This is a genomic window from Legionella gresilensis (genome assembly GCF_900639865.1).
In the GTDB taxonomy this organism is placed as follows: domain Bacteria; phylum Pseudomonadota; class Gammaproteobacteria; order Legionellales; family Legionellaceae; genus Legionella_C; species Legionella_C gresilensis.
On the sequence record NZ_CAAAHX010000007.1, the window covers coordinates 133,526 to 145,471 of the forward strand.

Genomic DNA, 11,946 nt, shown 5'->3' on the forward strand with positions numbered 1-11,946 from the left:
GCCGCAACTACCTTTTTATCATCATACTGTGACTTCATCTCACCCTAGGCACTATAATTTCATCCTACCTCTCTACTGCAATTTCATCTTATCCTACATATAGCAATTCGTCTTAACTGACTTAGTGTGATTTCATCTTATTCAACGCGCCACGACTTCATCATATCTTATGTACCGCAATTTCATCTCAGCCTACGTACCGCGAACAAGTCGCGGTACGTAGGCTGAGATGAAGTGGGGTAGCTTGAGTTTAGGTCTTTACGCTGGAACCTGGGTTTCACTAGGTTGCACCCAGGTTGTTAGTATTTTCTCTATGTGACCAATGCAGTTCTACTGCATTAATAAATTTATGATGAGCTGCCTAAATTGGTCTTCATTTAGTTACATAATTAACTGTACCATCTGGAAGGTTATATTTAAGACCAATCATAAATAAATTAACGTAAGGTTTATAACGGCCTCTTAAGAAGTCACCTGAAAGAGGTTCCATGCGAGTCTGAGTTAAACTCTCGTATTGAGTGAATTGGTAAGTAAATACTAAGTCTGTATTATTACAGATGCGACCGGCTGTACCAACCTTAAGCGCCCAGCCAGTTAACCAGTCCTTATCTTTTCCACTAACACCAACATCGCCTGCGGTATTATTAAAGTTAATAGCAAATTGGGCGGTTTCAATACCAGGTCCTGCAAAGACGCGCATAAAGGGATTAAATTGATACTCTGGTAATATAAATAATCCAAAACCATATCTTAATTTTTCTTTAGCTCGAACATCGGTAGAAAAAAACCAATTATTGACTGTATATTTTGATTCGCCGGCAAAAAAGTCTGCATTTCCTTCTAAAGCAAGTCCTATTAGATTTGGAAATAAAAACTCATAACCAGCAGTTAATTGGCCATGAAAGTTTGTATAAGTATTGTAAAAATGAGAAGAAGTAGGTTGAACCTCATCATTAGGATAGGTAAGTTTCTTTTCTATATTTACATCGTTAATACCTAAGTTTATACCTGCATACCAATTAGCTTGAGCTGTAAAGGATAAAGAGAGTGCGCTTAATGTGACAATAATTTTTTTATTCATAACAAATTCTTACCTATAAAATACTTGGAATAGTGATTACATTTGAGGTTACAGTTTTATTAGCATTTGTTACCGTGATAGAAACATTAGCTTTTCTTGGAGTACTAATATTACTTACAACAAATCGTTTATGAACCGCATCTAGAGTGAGTGTAGCGCCGGGTAAGCCGTTTAACTGATAACTTAAACTTGGATTTGGCGCAAACCCTCTATAGTTAATAAAGGCTTCTTGAAGATTCATAGGATTTCTTTCAGCTTGCGTTAAATGCAAAGCTAGGGCCGAAATACTAAAGTTGTTCGCAGATATACTAAAGAAGGATCCGTTAGAAGCGATAATCATAAGCCGAGCTTTTTTCGTGTTGACAGTAGGTAAATGGATTATCGCACTGCCGGTGTTAGGTACATTTGTGGCGATGACATAAGGATAACTATTTCCTCCATTAGTAGATAAAAAGATATTGACTAAATCAATATTTATTGGCGGTTCATTCGTATTTGCTACTTGCCAGGTGATAAGTTGCATTGTATCGCCAAATAACTGAATGCCAGGTGCGCTAGGGTAAGTAATTAGAAAGGGACCAGCAGCAGCGTTTACTGTTACGCTAGTATTTCTATAAGCATTACAAGAGCCACCCGGCGTATTATTACGAACTGATACTCGAAAATGCATTATACGTGATACAGAAGGTAGGACTTCCCACGTAAAAGGACCATTATTGGCTAAAGTAATTAAATTAGGAAGGAAGCGGATAGGGCTTAAATTGGGTGGAAAGCTTCTAAAATTAGGCCCGCCAGGTGAGTCGCTACGGGGAGGTTGTGGTGAAATTTGATTGTCCATTTGCTCCCAAGTATAAGTTAGCGTGCTGCCACTATTACTTTTGGCTGAAGCATGTAACGCAAAAGGTGTATTTGCTGGAATAACAATAGGAGGCACAGGGCGAATCGTCGGTTCAGGAGGAATTGGCGTTTTAACAGCACAGTTATGAGTTGGGCTAGAAATGAAATTACCAATTTCTTGCAAATTGATACCATGAAAATAACTATCAGAATTTTTTTGTACATTAGGGGCGCAAATGCCTGCGTAACCCATAATAGTACTACCACTGCCAGGCTCCACAGCGGTTGGATTATTTCTATTACAAGCATTATTTTGGGTGTGATTACCGCCGAATTGGTGCCCCATTTCATGGGCTACATAATCCACATCAAAGGGATCACCTATAGGTGTACTAAACGTTGTAGCACCCATAGCCTTTTCTGCTCCATTACAAACGCTTCTAAGTGCTGCAAGGCCGTTATTACCTGTTGAGGCATCAACAACGTGACCAATATCATAATGAGCTGAACCAATAACGGCATCGACATTAGTTTGGTTTTCTTCTAACAACGCTTCCGTATTTCCTGAAGTATAAGGCTGAGTTGCCGGATCAGTATAAATAATTTGCGCATTGTTAGGAATAAGCTCCATTGTTATAGCAATGTCTCGCTCATAAATGCCATTAACACGGTTTAAGGTGGTGATTTCGCCGGCTAAAGCGGCTGGAACAGATCCATAAAAAGCCGTGTATTGAGCAGTAGCTGCTAAAGCAAGCCGATATTTTCTTAATTCACAACTGGCAAACCTTGAAAAATTATTAGACTGGGTTAAGCCAATAAATGAATTGCTCCCAGGAACATTACATTTATTCGGTTTAGTATTAATAAGGTCTTTTTTGTAATAAACCACATAATCTTGCACATTTCCTTGGTCTATTGGGTCAATGAAAATGGCATTTTGATTCGGGACCAGAATCATGGCGTGGAAACCAAGTGGCGTTAAATCAAATTTTACGAGTTCACCAGGATTATCAACACTATAACCGTCAAATGTTCTAATTTCAGGAAATTGAGCCGCTAATTTAGGGTGCATCGTACTATTAACTACCACTTGATAGGAATGAATTGTACCATCTGGATGCGGTAACTTTATTAAAGTAGGGGGCGCTTTTGTTAGGCTGTCTCGGTGCGGCACCGCTTCAAGTTCGTTATAAAGACCTTTTGTATCGATCTCTACAATACGATATTGATTAGAACTAAAATGGAACTGATTAGGTAAGGAAAAATCCTTTATTTCACGAGTTACTGGATAAATTACTTTATTTGGTGGTTGATCTGCAGCTAATAAATTAGAAAAAGATAATAGCAGCAATGCGCTGATTGGCGTCCTTGTCATTATTTTTATAATCCTTACAAATAATTCTAAATATCAGGGACATATGCTAAATTTAATTGATGTTAATTTCAATGAGAAATTGAAAAATGATTAGGTTATGTTGGCAGTTCATTTTTTAATTATCTCAAAGCTTTAAGTTGCGTGACTTGTCCTGCGCTATTAAATGGCAGGCAGGCGGAAATCTATATAAAACTAACATAAGTGTTTATGCATGGGTAAATCGCTAATTTTTGCAGAATGACATAGAATTTTAGCTCTCTAATTTACCCTAGATAACTAGGCGGCTGATTAGAATAGTCTCTTTTTTCTTTGTTGCCTTCTTCTGTCTCATCAGGTTTAAAGAAGGACGGCTGTTTAATTTCGGGTTTTACTTTTTTTGCTTGCTTATAGTCTTGTACCTTAGTTTTAAATAGTTCAATGATAGCTTCATATTTTTCTAGATAAGCTTCATGTTCATTTTCAGGATAGATATTCAGAGCCTTAAGCTTCTGACTGCCGGTTTCAGGTTGGATAGCAAACTGAGCTAAAATTAACAAATCTTGATCCCAACCTAACTCAGTTAATTCGCCATGTTGATTATGTTCAGAAAAGATTTTAATCACACAATCAGCCAAATACGCTTCACATTCTTTTAATAAAGTTTCATTTTCTTCTTGATATTTATTAAGTTTTGTCAGATTGTCCCTTAATGTAAACCTAATTTCCCAAAGCAGTTTTACTACATTGGTCAGAAGAAATTTATTACGTTCAGCAGGCTCTTGCGTTGTGAACGTATAATCCTTTAAGGCATGATCAAGGTTTTCGGGTAAAGTTTTCATGAGATTACGCAAAGCAGAGGCATGTGCCTCTCTTGTTTTAATATTGCGAGAATCTCGTACCTCGATAACCCTTTCGCTTATTGGTTTCTTAATATTCTCGAGATCCTTTCTAAGGGAAGTTTTAAAATCCTCTAAAACAACATCCATATTTGGGTATTTATTAAAAAATTTTATTAATAATTTATCTTTGCTAGCGTCTTTTTTTTCTTTTAGGATTGTTTGGGCCCTAGAAATTGGGCCTTGCATTTTAAAGAAAAGAGCGCCAGTTAGCTTTTTAGTCAGAGCTTGCGCGTCATCAGGTCCAAATTTATTTATTAGTGATTGATAAAAAACTTGCCATTCGTTAGATTTTTCTATCGGCGAAAACAAATTTTCAATAAAATCTTTTGCATTTTTTTTTGATTCTTCACTTATAATGGGTTTAAAATTGACTATCCAATTTACAGCATAGGCAATCAGTTCTTCGTTGCTAAAAAATTTTTCCATATTTTCCCTACTTGATGGGGGGATTCTATCGGTTGGACGTCTCAGATCAAAAAACAAACGCCCAGCGATCTGCGCCCCCTCTCTTCCTAACATTAGCTTAACGAAATTTTCGTCCAGGATATCGGTTATTTCTTGTAAATAATCTACAATATACCTGGCTTGTTTATTCATAGCCTCTTTTAGGCTTTGAGGCATTTCTATAGGAGATTCTTCCTTTGTTTCCATAACAATACCCTGCGAAAGTATATTTTTTAAACATTATAGCAAAAAAATTAAGAATCTTATTAATTAGTTTTCTTTAAATTTTTATTTTGAACTAAATTTATGGTGCTTAGAGTATCCAGATTCCAAAGACTTAATAAGGTTCTTAACAATATTCTTTAAGCGTAGCCTTGCCGAGATGAAAGGCTCGATAAGTTATCACATTTAAATTTTTGAAATATTCATTTTCTATATCAACTTCAAATTTTAAAAACTTTCTGTTTTATCAATAACACCAATGGCATAATACGCATCTATTAATGCTATGGTGTTTAATTAAAATGAAAAATTGCAGAAATATAAATTTCTCTAATTTAATAAAGTTAATTTATAAAGGATTTGTGAAAGCATATCTCTGAGAGTATTATTGTCCTTATATAATTTAAGCACTTGCAATAAATAGCGCTGCTTTTCAATATACTTCATAAAAGTTAATAAGCTAAAGTCTATTATTCACTTCATTATTTTTTGTTTATTGAGGTTTTAGCTTTAGCCAGTATTACCAGAACCTGTCGGCTGCATAGAAATATTTTCTTTGATTTCAGTATCTTTTTGTGGATTCTGTGTCTTAAAGAAAGATGGCTTCTCAGATTCATCATTTTTATTTGGTTTTTCATCTGTTTCGTGTTTAAGTCTGGTTTCTTCTTTAGATTCAAGTACCTTTCTTTTAAATAAATCCATAGTATCTTTGATAGGCAAATGAATTTTATGTTTAGGTTCGACTTTAGACAATTTCTCGTCAAAAAATTTCTTCTCATAAGATGATCTTTGGGGCGTATGACTAATATAGTTATGATAGTGCTCCTCAATCCTTGGAAGGATAAAATTAGCTAATTTTACCATTTTATGCTCTTTATCATTAGGCCAAGATAGATCATTTAATTCGCCGTGTAAATTATGCTCACTAAAGAGTTTAAATGTAAAATCAGCCAGCATATTTTCATATTCCTTAAGTAAATCCATTTTTTCGGGGGTAAGTCCTGTTCTTAATGCAACTCTAACATCCCAAAGCATGGGCCCTATGTAATCAAGAATAAACTGTGCGCGTTCTTTATGTCCTAGCATTAAATATTTTTTGTTATTTAATATACCCTTAGAAAATTCCCCTTCTATTAAGTTCTTTACTGTTTTCGCTAAAGCCTCTTGGGCAGTAGCTTTAGTACTTGTATCTTTAGCTTTATCAGCTTCATCAATTGGATCTAAATGTTTTTGTATCCATTTTATTTGATTGGTAACCTCTCCATGGAGGTGGTCGTAAACGCCTTGTACAGGTGCATGTAAATCAGGATAATTAACAAAAAAAGTTTGTAACATTATTTCTTTTTGTAAATTCTCTGGAGTCCGACTATCTCTCAGGGCTACAGACATCAGTTTATAAGCAAAAGCGCCTTTTATTTTATCCACTAATAGTTCTAATTCATTTGATGAAAATTCATTTTCTCTATCTTGAAAAAAAATTTTCCATTCAGGAGTTTGTTCAATTAGTTTAAAGAAATCTTCAATAAAAGATTTTGCAAAAATTTTTTTATTTTCATCCAGAACTGCATCAGTCATCGATAATCGCTGTAAAGCATAATTAACTAATTTTGGATCTTCAAAAAATCTATCCATTCCTTCTTGCATTATTTGCTCTGCGGTAGGTTGAGGGGGACTTTTTTCTTTCGTTTTTTCTTCAGTAGTTTGCTGAACAGTGCTTTCACTTACATTTTGTTGAACTGGCGGAGTATAGAGTTTTGCATCAGAAAACAAACGCCCACTACTACCTACACCTTTGATATTTGATTTTCCCTGAAACGCTATAAGGAAGTTTTGACCATTGAGCCTAGCTATCTCTTGTAGGTAATCTACAACAAATTTTGTCTGTTTCCTAACCGCCATTTCTACTGCTTTAGGCATCAGATTTTTAGAAGATTCTTGCTTTGTCTCCATAGTAATACCCTAATAATGTACTAATTTTATACATTATAGCAAATTAATAATGTCTTTATTAATGAAGCCTCGACTAAATTAGAAAGCATGGGTTATTAAATTTTTATACTACAATTCTTTAACCTGCTGTTGTATCAGTAAAATCGCTGGCGTAATATGCAACTATTATTGAGATGGTGTCTAATTAAAAGGCAGTAAGCGTGGTTAAGAAATTAATAATTCTTTCTTTATACTTAGTAATCGTTACCGTCAATGCCAAGCCCTTTATAGATAAAGAAGTGTTAAGAGCGATACAAGCAGTGCATTTAGAGCAGCAAGGCATTTACCAATCATTACTTATCTTTTTTAAATCAGACTCTAAAAAAAAATTCTTTGTTAAAGTTATGGAAAAAGATCCAAGCCTTTTACTGACACCGCTTGATTTTATGCCAGTAGTGGTCGTGACTTTTTTACCTACAGATAAAACTTATAAGAAAATGACCTCTTTTCCTGGTGTGCTCTATATCGCTCTTAATAAACCAGCTGCTGAAAAGGTGGAAATTAGTCCACATTCTATTAAACCAAAAGTGCCTTTTCGGTATCCTGGTATCGATTTATGGTGGGAGCATGGATTTATTGGCCATAAAGGTGTATTAGGCTTAATAGATTCAGGAATTGCCTATGATCATCCAGCATTTTTAACCAAAAAAATTATTATTAACAAAACACCTGCTTCTCACTATATTGATTATCCTTTTGGTGTGCGTACAGCTCATGGTACTGGCGTCGCTTGTATTTATGCAGGGTTGCCACTTGAAAACACGCAATATTTACGCGGCGTTGCCTATGAAACGCCTGTCATTTTATCTACTTTAGCAGGTGAAGGGACAGCCCATATGCATAATTTTGGGCTTACTTATTCTAGTTTAAATTGGCTTTTATCTTCTCCATATCGGCCTACAATTATTAATTATAGCTTTGGTAATGGTAATGTCACGTGTCCTTCTTGTCCTGATTGGAGTGGTTTAAGTAAAGTTGTTGATTATATTATTAATCAGAAAAAAATATTATGGGTGACTTCGGCTGGCAATAATAGTTATATTAAGCAAAAAAAGAAGCCGCCCTTTGTTTCGACTATGACAGTCCCTGCTGAAAGCTATAATGCCTTGACTGTCGCTAATATGAATATGTATAGCAATAGTGATGCAACGAATCGCAAATTTGATAGGCAAAGTCATGCTATTTATTATACTAGTAGTCGTGGTCCTACCCTTATCGGGCGAAAAAAGCCGGATATTGCCGCACCTGGTAATGATACCTGGACGTGTGCGCCTAGTCCTAAAAAATATCAATTAAATTACCTAAAATCGATGCATTATAAAAATGGTTATCGTTATATGGGAGGTACAAGCTCAGCAGCACCTCACGTTGGCGGGGCAGTGCTTTTATTAAATGATGCTGGTATTACCAGCCCTATAGCTATTAAAGCCTTATTAATTAACAGCGCAGATACTTGGACGGATAGCAATAAGCCAGGCCCTGATGATCCTAATTTTCCTTACAAAGGTGGTCATCGGCAAATTATCGGCTCTGAATGGAATCCAACGTATGGTTGGGGCTATATGAATTTGCAAACAGCGTTTTATCAGCGAAATTTTATTATTGAAGATAATTTATCACCTAAAAAACCTGCTAGAGAATATCGCATAAAAATGCGTTATCAAGATAAGGTTACTTTAGTGCATGAACGGCGAGTGGGATTCAATAAAAAGGGTCGTTTATGGCGATTAAGTCATTTAATCTTAGAAATTTTAGATGCTTCGAATGGCAAGTTGCTTGCGAAAGATGATAGCTCAATTGATAATGTTCACCAAGTATCGCTTTGTAATGCTCTTAATTTAAGTCGTTGCTTTAAGATTGCACCTAGAGAAGTGATAGTAAGAGTTAGCCTAAAAAGCTCAAGCATTGATGGTAGTTCTATAGAGCCCTTTGCCTTAGCATTGCCTACCAATATAAATAAAGTAAGAATTTAGGGAGAAATAGTATGGAACTTGATATTATTACTTATGAAGAATTACTAGATCCCTCCTTCAATGCAAAGCAAATAGAAAAACCCCTTTTAAATAAGGGAATTTTAGGCGTCAGTCACATTCCTCAGTTTGAACTTAAATATAAAAAGTATATTAATGTAGCTAGGCTGTTTTCGCAGCTAAATGAATCTATTAAAAAACAATACGCGCCTAATTTAGATTCTGACTCAACAGGAGGTTACGAGATAGGAGTTGAATGGTTTAAGAATGAAGATGGAGAATGGCAAGTTGACGCACAAAAAGCATCTTACTATGCCTGTGTTCCTGATAACCCCTTAAATATATGGCCAACTGAAATTAACTTAAAAAAAGCTTATCTTGAATTAGGTGAATTAATCTTTGCGATAGGAAAGAAGTTATTAACCAAACTTGGCTTAAATGAGGAAATCGACTTAAATCACGATTTGCTACGAGGCTTTGGCAGAATGCTACATTATCAAAGGCCAACAGATTTGTCTGAGAAAAAAGATAATTGGTGCGGCGCACATTATGACCATGGTTTATTTACAGGCTTAACGCCCGCTTCTTATTTTAAAGACAATGAAGAAGTTGAAGAACCAAAAGAAGCAGGTTTATATATTCTTCCCCACAATAGTCAACATTTTGAGAAGGTAGAAATACCGCATCAAGACATTTTGCTATTTCAAGTAGGCGAATTTGCCCAACTTCTTTCCCATGACCGCTTTACAGCAACGAAACATATGGTGAAACGAGCACCTGCAGGAATCGAGCGTTTTACCTATGCTTTGTTTTTTTCACCTGCTGAAAAGATGTCAATTAAGTCAGCTTCTTTATTAACAAAAGATTTAAGATACAGTGAGAATCAAACAGCTGAAGGTTATCTGCAATATAAAGATTGGGATAACGCTTCTCTTAAACTTTATCAAGCGACTTGAAAAGATTCCGTAAGAGATTTCTAATTTTGATTAATATAAATATGAGAATGAGTGTAAAACCACATAAGTGCTGCAGATAAAAGTAAAAGTATTCCTCCTATTAAAATTAAGCCGAAAGTACCCATAATGGGTAAAAGATTAGCGCTAAGGCCTGTTATAGCCCATGCCATAGCCATTAACGCACCTGAAAGTCCCATAACCCAACCTTGAGCAGATTTATCAACACTGTCTGAGAATGAGGTTAAAAGAGCAGTATAGGCAATCATATCAAATGCACTGATGGGTAGGGCCAAAAGCCAAATTTCCCATTCCTTTGTGCTAAATACGGTTAATAAAAGACCAATTCCAACGATAAAAAGACAAATAATGGCAATAGTATTAACTTTCCAAATACGCAGCATTAAACGCATGCCCAGGGTTAAAGAAATAACAAAGCACAAACCAATAAAGGCATTAAATGCACCTAATTGCCAATTTGAATAGTTAAAATTCGTATTTAATAACACTAAAATAAATTGAAAATAAATACTAAATCCTAATTGCATCAATAAGAAAATGATCATGAGCCAGCGAACGCTTTTATGCTTAAGTCCTTCAATGAAGATATAAATAGGGCGCAATAAGTTCAGAGGTTTTTGATTAGAATTTATATAAGTTTCTTGAAAGCCATAGTAAATCCAAATCGCTGCAATTAAGGCTAATGTTGCAGAAATAAAGAAAGGTGTAGAGAAATTAAAATAAGAAGATAGTGAATTATCAGAAAATACCCCTCCAATTAAAGGCCCAGCAACATTAGCAACACTAAGTGCCAAGGTCATAATACTCATATTAGTGGCTTTATTATCTGCTGTACTAATATCCGCAATGGCTGCTTGCGCAATAGGTTGGCTGCCCGCCATTAAGCCTGAAAAAGCACGTCCTAACATTAGTAAAAAAATACTAGTAAATAAAACACTTAATCCCATCAACAAAAAGCTTATAAAAAGGCCTAACATACAAATTAAAATGACCTTTTTTCTACCCCAATTATCTGATAAATCACCCATAAAAGAGGCACCAAAAAACATACAGAAAGGATAAAGCATATAGCCTAATCCTAAATAAAAATGGCGCATATTAATCGATAAATGAGAAGAAAATACGGAATTAGGATCCGTAAACATTGCGGTCATGATGGGATACACTAACCCAAATCCCATGCCGTCGACCACAATGGCTAACAAGCAAGGTAGGATTGTATAGTTAGTATTTTTCATAGCTATCCATCTTGAGATCCCTTTGCTAAATTATAGACTTTTTTGCTAGCAAGCTTTAATCGCTAATAAATTAATAAATATTTATTTATAATTAATTAAATTTTTGAATAAAGTTATAGGAAAAAGATGATTGGCAAGTTAACTAAAAGTGCTCAAAGCGTCCAAAATGTTTTAATTAATAAAGGATTGTCATCTAGAGTTGTTGAGCTTTCTGAGTCTACAAGAACAGCAGAAGAGGCGGCAAGCACAATAGGTTGTACAGTTGCTCAGATTGTAAAATCGCTTATTTTTAAAACAAAAGTAACAGAACGTCCTGTTTTGGTATTAGCTTCTGGGTCAAATCGCGTGAATGAGAAAATTATTAGTACATATATAGGTGAAAAAATAACGCGTGCAGGGCCTGAGTATGTACGAGATAAAACGGGCTTTGCAATAGGCGGGGTTCCGCCTATTGGACATAAACAGCCCATTGATTTAATTTTTATTGATAAAGATTTACTTAATTATGAAGAATTATGGGCTGCTGCTGGAACGCCGAATGCTGTTTTTAATTTAACAGGTAAAAATCTTTGTGAATTAACAGGTGGTATTATTCTCACAATTAGCTGAGTATCATGCTGTTATAAGAAAAAATAGCTCTTTTTTTATGATATAAATTACTAATTATCTAATAAATAAGACTTGTAGATTACATTCCTATTCATCATTTTATTATCCTGCTCTTCCTTTTTTGTTTCATTCTTAGGTGGATAAAGAATCTGCTCAGGTAGATTATTTTCATCTTGTCCTGTTTGCGTGGTAAAAGAAGCCTTTAACTCTCCTTCTTTGAAGGTAGCAAGGAACAATTTATATGTTTTAGCAGTGAATGTATGCTGACCGTCAAAGCGTTTCATAAACTCAGTTTCATGTTTAATGGCAAAATGAGCTAGTTACATCAA

At 35.1% G+C, this 11,946-nt stretch carries 9 protein-coding genes; 3 read left to right on the plus strand and 6 right to left on the minus strand.

The features are described 5' to 3' along the window. Window positions 1–373: 373 nt before the first annotated feature. From E1P04_RS10575 to E1P04_RS17675, 4 genes are all read right to left on the minus strand, one after another. Window positions 374–1,081 (minus strand): outer membrane protein, encoded by a 708-nt coding sequence (locus E1P04_RS10575; RefSeq protein WP_131782872.1) that lies wholly within the window; start codon window positions 1,079–1,081, stop codon window positions 374–376. A gap of 13 nt (window positions 1,082–1,094) precedes the next feature. Next, entirely contained in the window at window positions 1,095–3,293 is a 2,199-nt protein-coding gene (locus tag E1P04_RS10580; protein ID WP_131782873.1) for a reprolysin-like metallopeptidase, read from the minus strand. Window positions 3,294–3,556: 263 nt separating this feature from the next. Further along, on the minus strand, window positions 3,557–4,822 hold the full coding sequence (locus E1P04_RS10585; protein ID WP_131782874.1) for a hypothetical protein: 1,266 nt from the start codon (window positions 4,820–4,822) through the stop codon (window positions 3,557–3,559). 525 nt (window positions 4,823–5,347) lie between these two features. After that, on the minus strand, window positions 5,348–6,787 hold the full coding sequence (locus E1P04_RS17675; RefSeq protein ID WP_165482750.1) for a hypothetical protein: 1,440 nt from the start codon (window positions 6,785–6,787) through the stop codon (window positions 5,348–5,350). A gap of 200 nt (window positions 6,788–6,987) precedes the next feature. Between E1P04_RS17675 and E1P04_RS10595 the strand changes: the two genes are divergently transcribed. Both E1P04_RS10595 and E1P04_RS10600 read left to right on the plus strand, forming a co-directional pair. Further along, window positions 6,988–8,799, plus strand: coding sequence for a S8 family peptidase (locus tag E1P04_RS10595; RefSeq protein ID WP_131782876.1), 1,812 nt, complete (start codon window positions 6,988–6,990; stop codon window positions 8,797–8,799). A gap of 11 nt (window positions 8,800–8,810) precedes the next feature. After that, on the plus strand, window positions 8,811–9,752 hold the full coding sequence (locus E1P04_RS10600) for an isopenicillin N synthase family oxygenase (RefSeq protein WP_131782877.1): 942 nt from the start codon (window positions 8,811–8,813) through the stop codon (window positions 9,750–9,752). 20 nt (window positions 9,753–9,772) lie between these two features. Here E1P04_RS10600 and E1P04_RS10605 read toward each other — a convergent pair whose 3' ends face one another. Then, window positions 9,773–11,008, minus strand: coding sequence for an MFS transporter (locus tag E1P04_RS10605; RefSeq protein ID WP_131782878.1), 1,236 nt, complete (start codon window positions 11,006–11,008; stop codon window positions 9,773–9,775). 126 nt (window positions 11,009–11,134) lie between these two features. Here E1P04_RS10605 and E1P04_RS10610 point away from each other — a divergent pair, with 126 nt between their 5' ends. Beyond that, window positions 11,135–11,617, plus strand: a complete 483-nt coding sequence (locus E1P04_RS10610; RefSeq protein ID WP_131782879.1) for a YbaK/EbsC family protein — start codon at window positions 11,135–11,137, stop codon at window positions 11,615–11,617. A gap of 50 nt (window positions 11,618–11,667) precedes the next feature. On the opposite strand, the gene E1P04_RS10615 is transcribed toward E1P04_RS10610, so the two are convergent. Further along, window positions 11,668–11,901, minus strand: coding sequence for a hypothetical protein (locus E1P04_RS10615; protein WP_131782880.1), 234 nt, complete (start codon window positions 11,899–11,901; stop codon window positions 11,668–11,670). Window positions 11,902–11,946: the final 45 nt, after the last annotated feature.

What these genes read in the sequence shown, in the direction of transcription:
- E1P04_RS10615 (WP_131782880.1), bottom strand. Translation starts at nt 11,901, where the DNA reads ATGAAACGCTTTGACGGTCAGCATACATTCACTGCTAAAACATATAAA.
- E1P04_RS10600 (WP_131782877.1), top strand. Translation starts at nt 8,811, where the DNA reads ATGGAACTTGATATTATTACTTATGAAGAATTACTAGATCCCTCCTTC.
- E1P04_RS10580 (WP_131782873.1), bottom strand. Translation starts at nt 3,293, where the DNA reads ATGACAAGGACGCCAATCAGCGCATTGCTGCTATTATCTTTTTCTAAT.
- E1P04_RS17675 (WP_165482750.1), bottom strand. Translation starts at nt 6,787, where the DNA reads ATGGAGACAAAGCAAGAATCTTCTAAAAATCTGATGCCTAAAGCAGTA.
- E1P04_RS10575 (WP_131782872.1), bottom strand. Translation starts at nt 1,081, where the DNA reads ATGAATAAAAAAATTATTGTCACATTAAGCGCACTCTCTTTATCCTTT.
- E1P04_RS10610 (WP_131782879.1), top strand. Translation starts at nt 11,135, where the DNA reads ATGATTGGCAAGTTAACTAAAAGTGCTCAAAGCGTCCAAAATGTTTTA.
- E1P04_RS10605 (WP_131782878.1), bottom strand. Translation starts at nt 11,008, where the DNA reads ATGAAAAATACTAACTATACAATCCTACCTTGCTTGTTAGCCATTGTG.
- E1P04_RS10585 (WP_131782874.1), bottom strand. Translation starts at nt 4,822, where the DNA reads ATGGAAACAAAGGAAGAATCTCCTATAGAAATGCCTCAAAGCCTAAAA.